Source organism: Pseudomonas sp. FP2335, assembly GCF_030687535.1.
GTDB lineage: Bacteria > Pseudomonadota > Gammaproteobacteria > Pseudomonadales > Pseudomonadaceae > Aquipseudomonas.
The window spans coordinates 3,099,779-3,118,013 of the sequence record NZ_CP117437.1; the positions used below are offsets into that span (position 1 = coordinate 3,099,779).

21 protein-coding genes are annotated in these 18,235 nt (G+C 57.3%); 6 read left to right on the top strand and 15 right to left on the bottom strand.

From position 1 onward, the window contains the following. Positions 1-280: 280 nt before the first annotated feature. From PSH81_RS13725 to PSH81_RS13760, 8 genes are all read right to left on the bottom strand, one after another. Positions 281-4,048 (bottom strand): phage tail protein, encoded by a 3,768-nt coding sequence (locus PSH81_RS13725; RefSeq protein WP_305390759.1) that lies wholly within the window; start codon positions 4,046-4,048, stop codon positions 281-283. Between the two features lie 58 nt (positions 4,049-4,106). Continuing rightward, complete coding sequence (locus tag PSH81_RS13730) at positions 4,107-4,706, bottom strand: tail assembly protein (RefSeq protein ID WP_305390761.1); 600 nt, start codon at positions 4,704-4,706, stop codon at positions 4,107-4,109. A 47-nt stretch (positions 4,707-4,753) separates the two neighbouring features. Then, entirely contained in the window at positions 4,754-5,155 is a 402-nt protein-coding gene (locus PSH81_RS13735; protein WP_305390762.1) for a hypothetical protein, read from the bottom strand. A gap of 249 nt (positions 5,156-5,404) precedes the next feature. Continuing rightward, a complete protein-coding gene (locus PSH81_RS13740) occupies positions 5,405-5,866 on the bottom strand; it encodes a hypothetical protein (protein ID WP_305390763.1) in 462 nt (153 codons plus the stop codon). Next, a complete protein-coding gene (locus tag PSH81_RS13745; protein ID WP_305390764.1) occupies positions 5,859-6,434 on the bottom strand; it encodes a hypothetical protein in 576 nt (191 codons plus the stop codon). Before PSH81_RS13745 ends, PSH81_RS13740 begins: the two co-directional genes overlap by 8 nt. Beyond that, positions 6,431-6,649 (bottom strand): hypothetical protein, encoded by a 219-nt coding sequence (locus tag PSH81_RS13750; RefSeq protein ID WP_305390765.1) that lies wholly within the window; start codon positions 6,647-6,649, stop codon positions 6,431-6,433. The genes PSH81_RS13745 and PSH81_RS13750 overlap by 4 nt, the downstream gene beginning before the upstream one ends. Further along, the gene (locus PSH81_RS13755; protein ID WP_305390767.1) at positions 6,646-7,509 is read right to left on the bottom strand and encodes a BRO family protein; all 864 of its coding nucleotides are present in this window, start codon (positions 7,507-7,509) and stop codon (positions 6,646-6,648) included. The genes PSH81_RS13750 and PSH81_RS13755 overlap by 4 nt, the downstream gene beginning before the upstream one ends. Before the next feature lie 67 nt (positions 7,510-7,576). Next, positions 7,577-7,729, bottom strand: a complete 153-nt coding sequence (locus PSH81_RS13760) for an Arc family DNA-binding protein (RefSeq protein ID WP_305390769.1) — start codon at positions 7,727-7,729, stop codon at positions 7,577-7,579. A 63-nt stretch (positions 7,730-7,792) separates the two neighbouring features. Between PSH81_RS13760 and PSH81_RS13765 the strand changes: the two genes are divergently transcribed. Then, the gene (locus PSH81_RS13765; RefSeq protein WP_305390770.1) at positions 7,793-8,182 is read left to right on the top strand and encodes an Arc family DNA-binding protein; all 390 of its coding nucleotides are present in this window, start codon (positions 7,793-7,795) and stop codon (positions 8,180-8,182) included. Between the two features lie 117 nt (positions 8,183-8,299). Here PSH81_RS13765 and PSH81_RS13770 read toward each other — a convergent pair whose 3' ends face one another. After that, positions 8,300-8,674, bottom strand: a complete 375-nt coding sequence (locus PSH81_RS13770; RefSeq protein WP_305390771.1) for a hypothetical protein — start codon at positions 8,672-8,674, stop codon at positions 8,300-8,302. A 248-nt stretch (positions 8,675-8,922) separates the two neighbouring features. Between PSH81_RS13770 and PSH81_RS13775 the strand changes: the two genes are divergently transcribed. From PSH81_RS13775 to PSH81_RS13795, 5 genes are all read left to right on the top strand, one after another. Then, positions 8,923-9,210 (top strand): hypothetical protein, encoded by a 288-nt coding sequence (locus PSH81_RS13775; protein ID WP_305390772.1) that lies wholly within the window; start codon positions 8,923-8,925, stop codon positions 9,208-9,210. A 46-nt stretch (positions 9,211-9,256) separates the two neighbouring features. Further along, positions 9,257-9,883, top strand: coding sequence for a hypothetical protein (locus PSH81_RS13780; RefSeq protein WP_305390774.1), 627 nt, complete (start codon positions 9,257-9,259; stop codon positions 9,881-9,883). Further along, positions 9,880-10,176 (top strand): hypothetical protein, encoded by a 297-nt coding sequence (locus PSH81_RS13785; protein WP_305390775.1) that lies wholly within the window; start codon positions 9,880-9,882, stop codon positions 10,174-10,176. Before PSH81_RS13780 ends, PSH81_RS13785 begins: the two co-directional genes overlap by 4 nt. Positions 10,177-10,708: 532 nt before the next feature. Continuing rightward, the gene (locus PSH81_RS13790) at positions 10,709-11,596 is read left to right on the top strand and encodes a hypothetical protein (RefSeq protein ID WP_305390777.1); all 888 of its coding nucleotides are present in this window, start codon (positions 10,709-10,711) and stop codon (positions 11,594-11,596) included. 142 nt (positions 11,597-11,738) lie between these two features. Then, positions 11,739-12,338, top strand: a complete 600-nt coding sequence (locus PSH81_RS13795) for a hypothetical protein (protein WP_305390778.1) — start codon at positions 11,739-11,741, stop codon at positions 12,336-12,338. Here PSH81_RS13795 and PSH81_RS13800 read toward each other — a convergent pair. The 6 genes from PSH81_RS13800 to PSH81_RS13825 are packed head-to-tail and all read right to left on the bottom strand — an operon-like array spanning position 12,314 to position 18,233. Next, positions 12,314-13,087, bottom strand: coding sequence for a C40 family peptidase (locus PSH81_RS13800; protein ID WP_305390779.1), 774 nt, complete (start codon positions 13,085-13,087; stop codon positions 12,314-12,316). The genes PSH81_RS13795 and PSH81_RS13800 overlap by 25 nt on opposite strands. 2 nt (positions 13,088-13,089) lie before the next feature. Beyond that, positions 13,090-13,842 (bottom strand): phage minor tail protein L, encoded by a 753-nt coding sequence (locus tag PSH81_RS13805; RefSeq protein ID WP_305390780.1) that lies wholly within the window; start codon positions 13,840-13,842, stop codon positions 13,090-13,092. An 11-nt stretch (positions 13,843-13,853) separates the two neighbouring features. Next, complete coding sequence (locus tag PSH81_RS13810) at positions 13,854-14,192, bottom strand: phage tail protein (protein ID WP_305390781.1); 339 nt, start codon at positions 14,190-14,192, stop codon at positions 13,854-13,856. Continuing rightward, positions 14,192-17,539 carry a phage tail tape measure protein gene (locus tag PSH81_RS13815; protein WP_305390782.1) on the bottom strand — a complete coding sequence of 1,116 codons (3,348 nt, stop codon included), beginning with the start codon at positions 17,537-17,539 and terminating at the stop codon, positions 14,192-14,194. The genes PSH81_RS13810 and PSH81_RS13815 overlap by 1 nt, the downstream gene beginning before the upstream one ends. Further along, positions 17,536-17,805, bottom strand: coding sequence for a DUF1799 domain-containing protein (locus PSH81_RS13820; RefSeq protein WP_124524550.1), 270 nt, complete (start codon positions 17,803-17,805; stop codon positions 17,536-17,538). The genes PSH81_RS13815 and PSH81_RS13820 overlap by 4 nt, the downstream gene beginning before the upstream one ends. Before the next feature lie 47 nt (positions 17,806-17,852). Then, entirely contained in the window at positions 17,853-18,233 is a 381-nt protein-coding gene (locus PSH81_RS13825; protein WP_305390785.1) for a phage tail assembly chaperone, read from the bottom strand. Positions 18,234-18,235: the final 2 nt, after the last annotated feature.

Sequence of the window (18,235 nt, forward strand, 5' to 3'; positions counted from 1 at the left end):
TTACCAAACCAAACATAAACCCCACCCGAAACAACTTGGGGCTCAAATTGAGCAGCATATGGATTCTGTGCATTTGGGTCCTTCGGGTAAGCGCCGGAAGGTATGCATATTGCTGAATGGGTGCTTGGCTCGACACCAGGAATAGCTATATATACATTCCTTGGGCCGGATGAAATCGGCGGCCCTCTTGTAACTATCGAGGAATGAATAACCCTGACAGTAAAGGAGCTTTCATCCAGCTCAAGGAGGCCGGTCGGCCCCCAAGTTCTCACTCCATAGGTCATGCGGAAAGATCCCCCCACTGATACCGCTTCACTCCGTTTTCATCGAACACTTTGCCGCCGGCATTGTTAATGACCTGCCGCGCCTGCCCACCGAAAGCACTGTTGATTTCGAAGGTTCCGTCGAAGAACAGCTTCCAGCCACTCTGTCCCGCCACATAGTTGTTCGACTGAATGTAGCTGCCGATTTTGGCGTTGGTGATCGTGCCGTCCTGGATGAACGCCGAGTTCATGAAGACCTGACCGCCCTGCACCACGAATGGCGTGGTGATTGCTCCACCAGCAAGCGTGTTCACCACTGCAAATCGATCAGCGCTGACCAGGAACTGGCTTTGCAACAAGCCGTCGGCGTTCTGCTCGATGCCCAGGCCGATCCCCGCCGCCACGTACTGGCCGTTGGCGTTGATCTGCATCTTCACCGCCCACATCGTGGACAACTTGCCGTCGGTGTCGGCTTGAGCCCTGGCGGTGACTTGGATTGACGCCTTGTTTTTCCACTCGTTGACTGCGCTGGCCAGATCTCCCTCATCAGTGCCGTCGCGAGCACCGCCAGCGATGGCTTCGAGCGTGGTGGACTGGGATGCAACCGAGTTGCTGGTGTCCGCAAGTGACTGCGTGACGGTCTGCACGGCAGCAGTATTGGTATCTACGCTGCTTTTCAGCTGGTCGATACGCTCAGTGGTTGCCAGCTTGTCGGTGGCCACCACCTGCTCAAGCGTGGTCAATGCCGCTTTGTTCGCCCCCACCGCCGCATCCAGCGACGTAGTGCGTTCAACCATTGCCAGGTTATCGGAAGCCTGCAACTTCACCTGCTGTGCAAACTTCGCGGCGGCATCCCAGTTTTGCAGGGCGCCGGCAAGATCACCCTCCCCGTCATCCTCGCGCCAGCTTGCCTGGAGCGATTGCAGCGCCGAAGCGTTCGCCGTGACCTTGCCGTCCACAGCCTCGATAGAGGTCTTGTTCTGCTGGATCTGGAGCGCCATGGCCTGGGTTGTTTGGGCAATGGTGCCCATGTTGAACCAGAACTCGACAGCGGGCGGCGGGGTATCCACCGGCACCGTCTTGAGCGCCTGCCACAGGTTCTGCCCGGTGCGAACAATCTGCCCAGCGCTGTAGGTCTTGGCCGGGTCGTAGACAAGGGCGTCCGTTACCTGGTCGATCAGAGCCTCCAGCTCCTGCTTGGCCTGCTCCAAACGATCATTGACCGAACCGGGGCCGGACCCGGAAATCAGATCGATCTCGTCAAGGAGCTCTTTGGCCAGTTCTGACTCGCCCACCTGGCCGGCGATCAGCTCCAGGATTGGACTGGCGCTTGAGCTGGCCTGCCCCAACACGCCATTGACCACCGGATAGAACGGACCGACGTTGCCGGTGCGGTCCACCAGGCGCGCCCAGAAGAAGAACTGCGCGCCGGCGGCCAGGGCCTGCATGCTGTAATTCGCCTGGGGATACGCCAAGTCGGCAAGCTTGGTAGCCGCCGACAGGTCATTGGCTGGGCCATACCACAGCTCGGTGCGCTGAGTGTCCTCGGCGCCGGGCGGGAAAGCCCAGCGGATGCCGATGCCGAACAGTTCGCTGGTGGTGGACAGAAGCGCCACCGCCGGCGGAAGGCCGACCTTGCCTTCCAGGTTGGTCAGGTTGGAGCTTTTCCAGATCGACGAGATTTCAAAGGCACTCACCGAGCGGACTCGGGCCAGATAGGCGCCCGAGTAGATGCCAGTGACGTCGACACTCGTCGAGCCGGTGCGCTGCAGCTTGATCCAGTTGCCGCTGTCCTTACGCCACTCCACGTCGTACGCGACCGCGCCAGGGACGGCAGGCCACGAGATGTTCATGGTGCTGATTGCCAGGCCTTGGTCCACGGAGTAATTCGAGGTGATGCCCACGCTCGACGGCGCGGGAACCACGGTGATCGGCACAACGCTGATTGGCCGATCCTCCAGCCGGGCGCCGGTGTCGATGTGGTCGAACTTGCTCGGGTCGTACTGCACGGCCGAGATCTCGAACACACCGGCCTCTGGGCGGGCCACGCTGACCACACGATAAAGCGGAATCGCCAGGTCGTCAGCATCCAGCGCCCATACCAGTTCGCGCTCAGGCGGCACGGAGTAGGCCAGGGTTACGGTGACCTGTCGGCCGCTGACCAGTTGCACGGTGCGGCCCTCGCACTTGCCGTCTGGCAGGTTGAGGATCAGCCGGTCGCCGGGCTTGGCCTGGGTGTCGCGGTCCAGGGTGATAACCTTGCCGTTCACCGCCGAGATGCGCCCACCCACCGGCCGACCCGCCAGCAGTTCGTCGGCAATCGGGATCACGTATCCGGGCAGCGGGATACGCCCATCGAGACCGACCTTGAAGGTGACGGCGCGGTCTTTGGAGTTGGTGAGCAGCGCCCACTTACCACGGCGCTGTGCCTCCGACTCGCGGGTGCAGCCGATGGCGCTGATCTCCAACGGGTTGTCGCCGTAGCGTCGCTGCAACTTTGGATCCGTGACCGCCGTGACGTCGGTATCGTAGTTGTTGGCCGGGTTGTCGTAGCTGATCAGCGCCCGGGTGTAGCGCGTGCGCTCCGAGGCGCTGGAGTAGGTGAACTTGCCGTCGATCACGTTCGCACGGGTGTAGGCGAAGTCGAAGTCGGTGGCGCGCGGCATGTCCGCCAGTGTGAAGACCTGGCCCTGGGCCCAGTAGGTCATGCCACGGTAGATGGTCGAGATGTCTTGCAGCAGTGACCAGGCGTCGGCCTTGCTCTGCAGGTTGAGATTGCAGATGAAGCGCGGCTCCTGGCCGCCCTTCCCGTTCGGCACCATCTGGTCGCAGTACTGGGAGATGCGATAGAGCTCCCACTTGTCGACCATCCACGGTTTGATGCGCCGGCCCAGGCCGAAGCGGTCGGCCGTGGTGATGTCGTAGGTCATCCAAACAGCGTTGTCGGTCCAAGCCTGTTTGAAGGTGCCGTCCCAAATACCGGTATACGAGCGCGACACAGGGTCGTAGTTGCTCGGCACCTGTATCTTGCGACCGTTGCAGCGAACCGTGACGGCAGGAATGTTTCTGAACTGCTCAGCTGAAAACTCGATGTAGAGCAGTGCGGTGTTCGGGTATCGGATCTTGGCGTCGATTACCTCTGTAAAGCCGGCGATCTGCATCGTGTCGGAAATTTTGTTGTTGTTCTGGTTGATGGTCACCCGGGTAATACGCATCAGCCAGCCGGTGGTGGCCCTGGGCAAATCGATACGGCGGGTGCGCTCGTAAAGGCTGGTGGTCTTGCCGTCGACCGCTTCGCTAAGCACCTGCTGGTAGGCGCCGCCGTCGGTGGCCAGCTCAACTTTGTACACGATCCGGTAACCGTTGATGTTGCCGCTGGCATCAACAGACTGGAGCGCCGGCCAGGCAAAACGCACGCGCACGGCCGAAAGCTGGGTATTGGTGATCGCCCGAACCCATGGTGTGCCGCTGCGGAGTTCGGTGCTGATCGTGGTTTCGTTTTCTACTGATGGAATCCCGGCGATCGATGCTTGGTCCACACCTCCGGTGCGCCACTCCCATTTCACATTTGGGAAGTTCATATTGCCTTGAGGGTCTTGAATTGGAGTGTCGTCCAAGAAGATATCCCGCGCTGTAGGCGTACCGTCAAACTCCCCCTCACCTACCGCGATAAGCATTTTGGCCAGCGCAACAGAGCGCAGACTGTCCGGGGCTTCCGTTGGCGTTTTTGGCTTATCCTCGCCACCTTTGGCGCCGTGGATATCAATCTTGCGTGCTGCGCCCATGCTTTTCTCCAGGCAATAAAAAACCGCCTCAAGGGCGGTGGGGTGTAACGTTCTATTTCTAGGCTTTATCTTCGGAATAGATGGCGGCGCTGATGATTGCGCCACCCCATCGCCGGTTGCCGTAACACAACGGCACGGGATTGCCCGATGCAGTCGTGTTGCGCGCTGAGCCAAATGCATATCCAGGCTGATTTTCTGGTGCGGCGCTCATCTTGAGGCCTGCCGCCTGCGGACTGAGCATTTGAATTACGCCTCCAGCAGCACTTCCGATACCGCCAGCTACGAGCGCTGCGCCTGTAGTTGTTGTCGAACCGAAAGCAAAGAAACCAACCACAATCAATATTGCGCCCAATATGGTCTGCATGAGCCCTGCGCGCTTACGGCCCGTAATTACCGGCGCTATTCGGATCTCTCCAGAGCCGCCAAAACCTAGCTCTTTTTCTTTCAGATTTTTTGACCCTCGAAACACGGCAAACTCAATACCGCGAGACTTAGCGCTCGACAAGAAGCGCTCGAAGCCTGGGATCTGCACGCATAACGCCTTGATAGCCTCGGCTGGCGACTTAACCGCCAGCCTGAAAGATCTTCCGAATTGCCTAAGTTGCCCATAAAGCAAAATGGTAGTCATGGGCTGATAATTGATTGCGAGTGCTGACATGTTTTTCTCCAGGCGAAAAAAAACCCGCTTTGGCGGGCTTTATGGGATCAATAGGCGGTAGCTGAAATATCTGGGCCGCCTGGCGACATAGATATCCTTCTTCTCAAAACCTCTCCGCTTTTTACTTCGACATCGCGCTCAACCATCATCCCTCCGCCGCAAGCTGCGCTCGGCTTAGCGCCCAGAACTACTCGGCCCGACTTTACGCCAAATCTAGCAACCTCTCCCGAGGCGAATTCGGCTGCAAGCTCTCCATTGATATAGAAGCGGTAATTGCACCCAGATCCAAACATTCCACTATCTCGGGTGACAATGAGCTGAGCATCGGACTTTGCGGTGAACGCATAAAGCCGTGAGGAAGGCACGGGATCGGCTTTGTCGGCAGATATTGTCGAGCTAGAGCAGCCGACCAAAGCAAAAAGCAAAAAGCACCCTACAAAAACTTTCATGTCGTTCCCTCGCTGAGATATGGCGAGACTTTATCACCACCAAGACAGCAACACGAAAGCCCGCAGATGCGGGTTGAATTCAATCAATGGTATTAACACCGCAATACTCCCTCAAAGAAGGAGTATTACGCTGTTGTCAGCCCATACCCAGCCTAGCCATACCTGACCTCGCCTCGACGCACCTAACCATGCCGAGCCGCATGATGCCTTGGCACCGCAATGCCCTCTCATGGAAAGGACATTACGCTGCTATTGACCAAGAGCCTTTCGGGTCATGCCCTGGAGCGCGGAAAACTTTGCAACAGCGTCAAGGTTTGCCCGTCGCTGATCATCGGTAAGCTCCGTTATCCTCAGATTCCTCAGCTTTTCTCCGCTCCCGCGAAACGCCTTCCTGACATTCCGGCCCAACTCAGTTACCGCAACTTCTGTCTGCTCATTAGGCGGCACCCAGCGGTAACCACGGCCGCGCACTGACTGAAGACAGACCTGATGATGCTTGAGCAAGTCCGACTTAAATGCCTCCACGTTCGCCAGCCATTCGAACTGACGCTCACGAAACTTCTCAATGGTCAGCGACTTCGAATCGGTCATGGAAGGCATTCCGAAACGAGCTTCCAGCCATTCATGCCCGACCAGATCGCCGTATTTGAATTCCTTGAGGAAGTCGTCCACGGCATGCTTGTAGCTTGGGTGCTTTTTCAGTTCAGACATATTCCACCTCGAAACGACCGAAGCGCGGCCGATACTCGCAAACACCAATCAGCAGGCCTGAGTCGGTGATGGCTTTTTTGGCCTCCTCGATATTAAGCACGTCAGCGTTTATTGCGACTTCTAGCTCGACGCCCCATTCAAGAAAGATTGGCCGGTAACGCATGATCTTCGCCTGTCCAACCTTAACCCCGCGACAATCAACGAATCGCTGATCCTCCCAAAGAGAATCGGGAGTTGCCGGCCCAGAGAACTCCAGTTTTGCCTTATCAGTCATTACGACCGCGCCGCGCTTCCATTGCGTGCCAAGCTTCTGAAGCTTCGCTCCAGCCAGGAACGTCGCATCGAAGTTAGCACCGGGCACAAAGAATCCGAGTTTTTCATCGTGGTAAGCACCAGCGATAAACTCAGAGCGAGCAATGGCAAGATGATCGTCGTCCGTCTTCTTGCGCTTCCCAGTCAATTCCTTGTGAGCCTTTGTTGCGGGATTCAAAGGGTTGGCCAGCTTGTCGCTGTGCATCATCAGCGGCGAGGTTCCGGTAATTCTCAGAGTGACAAGCTCCATGCTCATGCTGTTTTCCTCAATTCAATCGAAGCGACCACATTCGGATTGAAGCCGTCCAGCGGCATCAGGTTCTTCTCGCTGACCGAATAGCGCTTACCCTCGACCAGCATCAGCCAGTTTTCTTCGATATTGCGGATCAGTTGGCCGGAGCGACCGACCAGATTTGGCCGCTCCGGCATCAGGATCAAGGCGCGACCGCCAGCTTTCAGAGTGAAGTTCATGCCGCGCTCCTCCGGGCAGCCTGTGAAAGGAACCGGCAGCGCAGATTTTCGGTCGCCAGCGCTACAAACTCGAACATTTCCGCCGTGGAGACGTACATATCCCTGTCCACAAGCATTGACTGAATGAACTGCTGTCGAGTCAGAACGAACGCGCCCATTGGCACGGGCGTGACCTGCCGATTGCCGTGATGGTCGGCGCTGACGAGATATCGCTCACACTCTCCAAGTTTGTCGGGGATATCGAAGGACTTGCCCTGCCCCTTCGGAATGAACTCACCTTCCAGGACGGCGTAGGCCGCGATGAAGTTGCACGCCGACTCGAACTGGCTTGCAGGGATCAGCTCAAGGCGCGGCACGTTGAAACGCGTGTGCACTGCTGAATAAATACGCGCGGAAGCACTGCGCTGAATGGATGCTGGAAGATGTGCCACTTTGTGGCGCGCCAAGCCTTTCAGGGCATTCGTCTCGGTCATGTCGACCAGGTCATCCATCAGCGTCTTCATTCTATTGCTGGAGTCTTGGTAGCTGCCCTGCTTGCGAATCGCCGGAAGGACTTCAGCAGTCACCCACTTCTTGAAGCGCTTGGCTTCAGCCTTGCGGCTGCGCAGGATGGCCGAGTAAAGGCCGGATTCGTTTATGACCAGCATTTCTTGGTCGCCGCCAGGGGTACGCACAATCTGCGTACCCTTTTCGTCTTCGTCCAAGTTTCGAGTCATGTCACCAGCAATACGGTACTCCAGGGCGGACGACACATCTGCCGCCACGAACCACGGCTGATCATCAATCAGCAGGGTCCGCACCTGTTGCTTGCCGAACTTGAAGGGGATGACATTGGATGTGGCTGTGCTAATATCGCTCATGACGTTTTTCCTAGTAGATTGACGTTCTGCTTCACAGGCCTCAAGCGTTGGCGCGCTTGGGGCTTTTTCATGTCTGTTCATTTTTCGCTTTTCCCTTGGCTTGCTGAATAATCTCAACCAGTTGCGCGTTCATCGAGCGGTTCTGCTCGCGCGCCTGCTGTTTCAACCACTCCATCAGCTCACCAGGGAATCTAACCTGCGTTCTTGCTAGATCGCTCATAACCCCTCCTTAGTGACACGCAGTCACTATACAGCCGATATTTCACAGTGACAAGATAGTGACATGGAAGAAATTTATAGATCTCAATTCCGCCTCCCCTACTCTCTTTATGAGCAGTTGAAGGCTTCCGCTGACAAGAATCGCCGCTCAGTGAACGCGGAGCTGATCGCGCGCCTGGAGCAAAGTCTTGAGGTTCAGCAGCAAGATGCTGAGGATTCCCCTCGATTTAAGATCGATGGAGACGCCTTTAATCTTGGGAAATATGAGCCTGGGGCTGACGCAGTGAAATTTGCAGGCGGTCCGGCAGCCGAAAAGGAAAACTCCTTTATGGCGAGTTTGCTAGAACTGATTAATGAGTATCGCCCCGCAGAGCTCAAAACGTTGCCGCCCGATAACGCAAAACCCAAACCTAATACGGGGCCAGAGCCCCGCAAGCGCTACCCGAAGAAGTGATTGGTCCGACAAGGAACGTCAATGTCACCCAAAGAGCCGATACCAGAACCCGACAACAACAGCGCGTTTTCTTCGGTCACAGTATGTTTCGTCCCCAGAGCTTTTGCCGCCAACACCCTAGCGAACCTCGGCCTGGTAGGCACCCTCTGCAAATACGGCGACAAAGAGTTTCGACGAATCGAAAAGCTGAAGTGCGACCTGTACTTCCCAGCCGGGACGTTTGTCGTTCTTGATCAGAATGGAAACATCGACAGCATCCATACCGGGTCTGACATCGGGCAGCTTGACCTGGCTTTCAACGACTACTTGAATTTCCTCATGGATGTTCGGCGGATCTACGAAGGGCCGGGCACCTACAACAAAAAACTTGAGGCCGTCGAGGCCATGACAACCGGCATGGGGCGCCAAGGGCATTCCCATGGCTACTTCATAGCCAAGCATGGCGGCGCGGGCCCACTTCTCGACAAGTGTGTCCAGCGAAAGCGCTAGCATTCCCTCCCGCCTGAATCCACCATCGATAAGGAAATTTGTATGCGGAAATTAAGGTCTATAGAAACCGTCGGACTTAGCGTTCAAGAGATTCTCAGCGAGTTCAATGAGCGCGCGGGAGAGTTTGGTGTGACAGAGGAAAACCTCGTCTCCGTGAACGTCACTCCCCCGAGTCACCCCATCAAAATACTTGATGGCGATAAAACTAAAGACGCGCGCGTCCAAGTGACTATCATTTACTGGAGCGATCGATGAGCCATATCAAAGCCCGCATCGAAGCTCTCCGAGCGCTTGTGGACGAACTCAAGAACGCAAAAACAATCTTTGAGCGTGCATCGCTATTTTCTGCCATTCGCGGCTTGGTCGAGGACCTCGACAATGACGAGCGCCTCAACAGTTACGCTAAAGAGAAAGCAATCGGTGTCCGCTGGCACTCTGCTGCCGCGCTTGGCTTCGACGAAACCAACGGGCACTCGTCCGAAGCCCATAGGGTTTGGGCAATGGGTGAGCTTAGTACCCTAGAGTCTGCTTACGGGTAAACCTTAGGCCCGGTAAGCGGGTGTCATACATGCGCAAGGATGCGAAATGCCCTCAATCGAACAGCAGCACATCTCCGAAGCAGAGATACATAAATTTATTGAACTCATCGGACTCAAGCTAGCGGCGCCTGGGCGCTACAGCGCTCTGCTCGTCGCAAACCTCCTAGGAGGTGCTCTGTCCGGTACCCAAAACCCCGCCAAGATCATTCACGAAATCGAACTCCTCGAACGGGGTGAGCCCGGCCGGTTTAAAAAGCCCATTCAAAATAAACACCCGCCCCTTAAAGGCTTGTGGCACAAGCACTACATGCAGGATGGGCTTGCCTCGATGGCACAAAATATTCAGAAGGGGCTCAACTGGTTCGATATACCGCTATTTAAGCAAATGATCCAAGACGCCGAGAATGCAGAAGAAGAGCGTTTTGTTGAGCCGCATCACGTACCGGCCCTGGCTGCGGATATCGTTAGTGGTAACTGGCAAAGGCTTGCGGAGCGACAAGCCCTGAGCGGTGAATGGATCGTGTTCGCCAAGCATGAAGGTCAGAACTACTACCTCACGATCGCCACGCATGACAGTGACACGCATCAGCATGTGCGCGAGCAGATCGACCAGGTCTGTTGCGTTGAATTCTCCTTTTTAACGCAGCTTTTGGCTGACGCGGAGGAAGCATGACAACTCGCCGCCAGGTGGAGTCCGCCGCTCCGGCACAACCCCTCACCTTCAAATGCCTAGGTCACACCAAGCGAGACGATGGCTCGATTGAGCAGTACCACCTAGAGGTGTCTGACACCAGGGATGGTGAGACCGAAGAGATCTCAGTCGAGGCCAAGCACCTCTTGTCCGCCCGGAGCATGAAGAGGATCCTCCTGGGCCGGAAAATGTTCTACTCCGTCACGCAGGCCAAGCATGAGAAAATGCTGAGCGAGATGTTCGATCAGCAGCTGCTTGCAGCAGTCGAAGACTAGCCCAACCAGCCGGGCTTTTTTCGCGCATCATCTATATTCGAAATATCCATCACCACATCATAAGGACCTGATATGGCGCCTAGCCAGAATGACCTGACTAAGAAACTGAACAGCGCGCTGGAGTGCCCAGCAGATCACCCAGATGCGTATATACGCGTGCGAGTTGCCGTAGTCAGCGTTTTAGCTTTATGGCCAATCGATGCTATCCATAAGGCCTTGGTCAAGCTCCTCCCACAGGGAGAGAAAATTTCTGTAGAAAGTAGAAAAACTCTCGCAGGGCTAGGAGAGTCAGTGGAGATCTTTATGTCCACCGGACCTGACGAATACGATAGCGCCACTTTAGATCATGTTTTGATATGCGCTCCAATGCTTGCAATCTAGCAGCCACTCCAATCGTACCCGCCAGATGCAAAAAGCCCAGCGCGGGGCTGAGCTATTCCAAGGACAGCATCTGGCCAAAATGCAGCCACTGGAAATAGTGTCAGATAATTAGTAGCGTAACGACTCCTTATATATCTTTGAGGTTCAGCGGATGACTCACATTCAGGTCAGAAAACAGCTAGGCACTCGCATGCGATACGCAGACCGAGATTGGTGGTACCAGTTTCAAACTCTACCAAAGTTTTGCGAAGAAAAAAAAACTTCTAGTCGTGCAAACAAATTAATGCAGCAATTTGCTTCGCTTACTAAAAACTGGAATGCCGACCTAAACTCTGAATGGACGGTACGAGCTTACTATTCGGCCAAAATGGTGTTGGCTGCTTCAGTGATGGCTCAAAGCTTAAGATATGCTGAAGAAAAAAACCTACGCGCAGTAACGTCTTATCTTAGTTACTATACCGTCATGCACTCTCTTCGTGCAATCGCATTCAGTAGCCCAAACGTGATGTGGAATGATGGTGAGATCCTGTTTATGACTCACTCAAAAACAATTAATGTTGCGTGCGACGAAATCGCGAATTTCAATCGAGAGTTATCGGTAAGTGTAAAGGGGGCAGTTCTTCATCTCAAGGCATTTAGAGAGTTGATCTCATACAGAGCTCCATCCAGCGGTGATAATTTTCCGAAACCAGACTTCGACATATACGAATATTCTCGTTTTTTTCTCGAAATCGCCCAACTGCAGTCAGAACTACTTGAAGCATCGATAGAGAAAAACGTAACAGAATCTTTCAAATTGCAAGAAGAAATAGTTTCAAAAGTCACTGATGTAGAAATGGAAAGCATACATTTCCACGATAAAGAGGACTGCTATCGGCTCGGGTATTTAGCTAGAAAACACCCAAGACCAACAAATATTCTCCATATGATGTCTGAAGGTCACGTAGAGGATTTCTTTGGTTCGTGGTGCGACGACGACTGTAAGCCTGGTTCTTTTGATCCAGATGAAGACTGGCAGATATTGTTCGACGTGCCGTAAATCCGCATGATCATTTCTCATCCTGAAAGTGGCGACTGTAACGCGAACCTGTCCGGGCATCCAGCATGGATGGAATACCAGTAACGCGTGATTGGGGGGCGGTAGTAGCCTCTGCCCGCTCAAATGCTGGCCAGGAGGCCCCATGTCGTCCCTACTGTTCTACACGGATGAAAACGAAGCGATTGTGGCCACGGATACGCTTTTACATTATTCCGTCGATACGCCCCCAGGCTACGCGAGTAAAGCTATCGCCATCCCCCACATGCGCATGGTCATTGCAGCGACAGGCTCCGCCCTGCTTTTCAGCCGCTGGGTCGGCCTTGTGAATAACCAAGGTTTTGCCCTCGATGTAGACGCGGTCGATACTCATGCGCCCCAAGAGCTTCAGGCCCTCTGGAGCGAATTGAATCGATATGCCCCCGCCCTCAAGGACCAATCTGCATCGATCTATCACTTCGGGATTTCCGACGACTCTGGAAAAATCCATGGATTCGCTTACCGTTCCGGGTCGGACTTTAAATCCGAGGCTTTAGATTATGGCCTTGGACTAAAGCCAGAGCTTATGGATAAAGCGGGGATAGACTGGAGCTCGTTCCCAGCGTGTGCACCCGAGATAATGCGTGCGCAATCGCTGCAGGAAGACGGAAAGACCAAAAATCGCGTCTACATCGGCGGCTCAGTGCATGTAACTCACCTTACAGAGAGCGGCTTCTCCATTTACTCCATGGGCAAACTGGCTTGAGCATCTTTGTGCCTGAGGATCAGGCGAGTTCGGTCGTGCCAGGGCCCACCGTAGACGATGATCTCGGACGGCCTGCCGTAAAGGTGGTGCAGTAGAAAAGGCCCTGGGCCGAACGTGCCCGACTCTTCGCCAGGTAGCGCCGGATCAGTGCCCAGATAAATCCCAGCATGATTCGGGTGAACCGTCCGGCCGACGTGCATGACGACAAGGTCGCCGCGCTGCGGCTGGTCAACCCGCACAAAGCCGGCGGCCTCGTAATGCTGTTCGTACAAGCTGGCGTTCTCCGCCCTCTCCCACCAGCCATCAGTGCGCTGGAAGGCTTCAAACTCCAGCCCCCACTCCCGCTGATACCAGTCAGCGCAAACCTGCCAGCAGTCCCAGGCGCCATGCACAAACGGGCGCTTGAGCAGCGGCGTGCTGCCAGTTGGTGTGATCGTGCGCAGGTCGCCTTCGGGCCACGACAGGATATGCCAGGGCAAAGCCGTGGCCTCGCACATAGCCAGGTCGTGCGGCGACGGCCTGCTGGTCGCGTCCGGGTGCGAATGAACAATCCCGATCACCTCGCCCAGGTCTTCCGCCACAGCGTAGTCCTCTGGATCAAGCCGAAACTCTTCATTCGGTTCCGTGGCGATGTTTCGGCACGGGAAGTACTTCTGCGCTCGGCCGACGGCCAACAACAGGCCGCAGCACTCGCGCGGATAATCCGCCGCCGCGTGCGTCTGGATGGCCTCGACAATGTGCTTGCGCATGGTCAGCTCCGGGCAATGAGTGAAACGGCGGGGAACCCACCGAAGGACAGTTCGTTGTTCTCGCCAAACCGCAACTTGCAGGAAGATAGGCAGCCCTTGCACTGGTCCTTCGAAGGATCATCCGTGGCGTTGTCCTCGTCATCGAACATCGCCGCACCGGTGTAACCGCAATCCGGTCCCCGGTAGCCATTGGTCATGGCCCAGTGGCAAAACGTCGTCATCTGCCGCCCTGGCAGCCCGTGGTTGTCGATCTCGCCCGGGGAAGACAGCTCCCAAACCACTGCCTCACCGTCCTCACTGGTCTTCTGGTCGATGAACCAAATTTCCAGTGCCTCCTGGGTCGGATCAGCCGTTGGGTTCCCCTCCGGAAAGTTCGCCGCATCAAGGTACTGGACCAGGGTCTCGCGAACCGTCAGCTTAAACTTGAGCATGTCCTCGAACGCCAGGCACAGCGCCGTGACTCGTCCGTTGACGTTGCCAGCGGCGAACGTCGGGCGTGAGGCGGTGCCGTCGCTGCTGGAGGAAATGCCCTCGATCTGCACCGGCCAAGCCGCGTATTCCTCGCCCTGCCACCAGATGGACTTGGCGGGCAGATCCTCTTCCGAGTGTTCGTAGGCCAGCAGCTCTTCCGGCGTGTGCGGAATCGCGTGCCCGTGGAAGCGCAGATAGTCGGCGCCGTATTCGGTCCCGTCGATTTCAAACAGGCGAATCTCGCCGCCGGGCTCCAGTTTCTGGATGTCCGTGATCAGTGCCATGGGCGGTTATCTCAGGGGTGAAAGGTTTGCTGAAAAGTGGCGTTGATGGCGTAGACCTGGCCGCCGCGGTGCACGGGTTTGTATCCGTTGCACTTATAGAGGCCAAGTTCCCCGAGGGGCGGCGTCCAGAGGAACGCCTTTGCCCCCTTGTGCCGATCAAGGAACGCCTTGATCAACATCACCCGAGGCTTGGCGCCAGTGAAGACGAGCGGCCAGGACTGTGACTGGCTGTTGAGGCCATCCTCGACCGACTGCTCGTACCCGTCGCCGAACTGTTTGGTGCGGACGCGCTGGGCAACATCCCCTTCCGCGCCCTTCTCCGTCTCCCAGATGAATCGTTCGATGGCCATCAGCGCCCCTTGATTGCTTTGTTGATGACGCCGCCCTGGCGCATGTCCTTGGTCCGCAGCTCCTGGTACTTCTGCTCGACGAACGTCGCCAGCTCTTTGCCGAACAGGTCGTAGCCAGGGTCGTCAGAAGAGGACGACGCGTTACCGTCGCCATCGATGTGCACCTCGACATTGATCTGTGTGCCACCGGCCCCGCCACCGCCCATGGCCATAACGCCAAGCTTGCCGCTGGAGGTTCGCGTGAGCGGCATGATTGCCTCTTCGCCCGCCTCACCCATGATGCCGGTCTTGCCGTTGGCCATACCGAACGCCGTGGGCTTGCTCACGACAGAGTTGGTGAAGGCACCGCCGTCGGCGAACATCTGCACGCCGCCCGACCAGGCACCGCCCATAGCTTGAGCGTACATCCCGGTGTAACCGGCTTGAGATGCTCCGAGGTTCGACGACGTAGCACCGGCAGACCCGGCCGCCATGCCATTGCCGCCGCCGGCAGCGCTGCCGCCCAAATAGCTCGCCGCTGCGCCGACCAGGCTGCCCAGCAATGCCGAACTGGCCTGGCGCGTGGCAATGCGTGCCATGTCCGCCAGGATCGACTTAGTGAAGTCAGCAAACGACAGCTTCCCGGTCATGGCGAAGTTGACGACCGCGTCCTCCATGGAACTGAAGGCGTTGCCGAACAACGACTTGGTCTGGCCGGCCACGTCCTGCGCCGAATCCAGGTAGTTCGCCCAGGCTGCCGTCGCACCGTTGGTCCAATCGCCCTGGGCATTCTCCACATCCGCATAGTTCTGCCGGATCTGGTCGGTGGCGGCCTTGTTCGCGTCTGCGAGGGCCTGCGACTTACGCTTGAACTCCTCCTCCGACATGTTGCGCGATGGATCCGACTTCTGGTTGGCCAACTCCAGCGACTGCTGAGCAAACCGGTCCTGCTGGCTGTTCAACTGCCCGTTGAGCGCGTTCTGGCGATCGCCCTGGCCAACGCCCAGGACGGCACGTTGCCCGGCCAACTCCAGAGCCCGCTGTTGCTGCCCCAGCGCCTGCACGTACGAACTGATCGCCCGCTCCTGCTTGGCGAGTCGCCCGGTCTCGTTGGTCGCCAACACTTCAAGCTGGCTGTCGGCATCCTTCTGCGCCTTGACCATCCCTGCACGTGCGTCGGCGATCTTCTGGTCCAACTGGATGCTTTGCGTGGCCGAGGTGGTCTTCTTGCCCTTGGCGGCCTCCAACGCGGCAATCTCGGACTCGTACGCGGCCGTTACCTGGTCACGTTCGTTGCCGATTAGGGCCTGGCGCCGCACCAGGTAGTCGGCCTCGGAGATCAATCCCGCCTTCTGCGCCGCTTCCAGTTCCTTCTGGTAGTTTTTGTAGTAGGCAGCGATGGCCGCCAGGTTGTTCTTGGCGTCGTTAAAGCCGGTCAGATCGACCTGACTGCCGGCGGCCTTCGGGTCTTTGTTCTTGTCTTGGAGGCCCTTCGACAGGGTGTCGTAAGCGCCGCCGGAGAACTTGGCACCATCGAAGCTGACACCATCAAGCAATGGTGATTTCTGCCCCGTTTTCTCAGCGTTTTCGTACAACGTTTTGAACTGAAGGTTGAGCTTGTCCTGCGCGGCCTTGCGCTTGTTCAGTGGGTTGATGTTGTCGAGCTGCGCGTCGAGCGCCTTCTGCGCCTCAATGGCCTTCTGATTGGCGTCAGTAGCCTCGCCAGTTGCAGCCGTCTGGGCGGTGCTTGCGGCGAGACGTAACTTAAGCCCCGCCAGCTTCTTTTCCAACGCTTCAGTCGAGTCGTCGTGTTCGCCGGTGCCCAGGCCAAGTGCGGTGTTGAGTGAGCTGAGCCCATTGGAGATTGCGCCGGCTACACCACCACCCTTCCGCGTATCCAGCACGCGCTGAGTGATCTCGATCTGCTTGGCCAGGTCGGGAAATATCTCCGACCGAACCTCGGCATATGCGCCCTTGATGGCTGTCTTGATGTTGTCCCAGTCGCGTTCGACGTCAGATAGCGATTCGCGGTAGGACTTCAAGCGCGTCAGCGCAGCCTGGTTCAGATCCTCGCTGAGAACATCCAAAGCGCGTTGGCTTTCGCCCTGATCATCCAGCCCCTTGATCACCTGGTACTGCTCAAGAGTGAGCAATCCATACTGGCTGCTGATCTTTCCGGCGGCCTCCGTCGCAGTATCGCCTGCGTTGGCAAAGGACTTGGCCAACTCGCCCGCGCCCTGCCCCGTGACCTCGCTGACCGCCGCAGCAGCTTCAGCCAGATTGCGCATCTGCGTTCCGCTGGTGGCTGCGCCAGACGCAAGCGACACAACCGCCTCCCGCGCACCGGTCAAGTTCCCGGTAACGCGACCGGCACCGTCAGCCATGTCCTTCAGGCTGGCAATGGTCTGCCCGGCGCCGTTCGTGCCGCCATTGATTGCAGCGTTGAACTCGCGCGCCTGCTTCATCGCGTCGAAGTAGGCGTAGCCGAGCGAGCCAATCACAGCGACCAGCAGGCCGGCCGGAATCAGCATCCCGGCAAGGCTCTTCGCCGACTCGCCGGCGCCGGCCCCCAGTTGTGCAATGGCCCGCGCCCCGCTGCCCAGATCGCCCGCCTGGATGGCGTTGACGAGCTGCATCACGTTTTCTTGCGCCTGGCGGGTGCCCAGTTTGAGCTTGTCGAACGCGCCTGCGGCTTCAGTCAGCCCAGCGCGATCCTTTCCGATCTTCGCCAGCGCCTCGTTGTAACGCTCGGCGTCAATCTGGCCGGTCTTATGCAGGTCGTTGAGCGCTTTCTCCTGAGCTTCCAGCTTCGCCAGCTTGGCGGTGACCGGATCAATCCCATTGACCGTGCGTTTCAGCGCCTCAATCTGACGATTTTCCGCCTCGATCAGTTTCTGTTTCTGGGCCAGCTCCTTCGCTTCGGCCTTCTCGATCTTGTCGTAGGCCTTGCCCAGTTGGTCCTGGTACTTCGCTTGTTCCTCGATCGTGACCAGGCCGCCTTTGCGAGCGCGCTCCAGCAAACCCTCGGCCTGCACCAGCGATTCAATGCTGTCGATGTTGCCCGTCATCGCCTTGTCGAGCTGGCTGATAACGCTGATTTCCGCTACTGCGCTGTCGGCCGCCTTGCGGCTCGCCCCGGCCTGCCGATCCCTGGCGACGGTGGATTTGTCGATGCTTTGAGCGACATCCGCTTCGGCCTGGGAAACCTTCTTGCCGGTGTTGGCCAAGCCTTCGCCGGTTTTGCCGAGGTCATCGATGGCCTTCTGGGCACCTTCCGCCGAATCGACCAGCTTATCCAGATCGTCAGCAGCCTTTTCGGCCTGCGACGACTCAACCGCAATGCCCAGGGTGGCGAAGTTCGTGCTCATTTGGTTTCTCTCTGTTCCGCCATCACCTGCAGGGCTTCAGCCTCCATCCGCCGGAAGTCGCTGAAAAGGGTTTGTCGCTGGCTGATCGGCACGCCGCACATCCGAATCACGCCGGAAAGAACGCTGTAGTCCATGCCTGTTGCGCCGCACGCGCCTGTGCGCCACTGGGTGCTCATGGCCTCGAAGACCTTGAAGGCGTCCCAGTTGTCGGGCCAGATGCCGACTTCCTTGTCGGGTATGTCCTGCCGCGACAAACCGAAGGCCATCAGGTCTGCATCTGACGGCCCGGGCTCATACAGCGCGCGGGAGGCGCTTAGGAGTTTCCCAGCCGGGCTTCGCTGAAGGCTTCGGCGTACGCGTTCAGCACCGCCTTGGGCGCCGAGTTGATCGAGTTGACGAGGATGCGCACGTTTTCAGGCGTGAACTTTTCCTCGATGTCCCAACCGACGACCACGTCCAACAACTGGTCGGCTTGCAAGGCGATCTGAGCGGCCGTGAACGCCTTGAGGTCCATGTCACCGACCTGCTTGCTCAGCTCGTCGTGGCGCTCGTTCCAACCGGTGTAGAGCTCAGCAAGTGCGGTTCGGTCCAAGTACTTGAACTCGAACTCCACCTTTTCCGCGTTGTAGCCGGCGCGCTGGATCAACACCGTCGCCTTGAAGGTGGGCTTTTGGATCAGCTTGAACTTGGCCATGG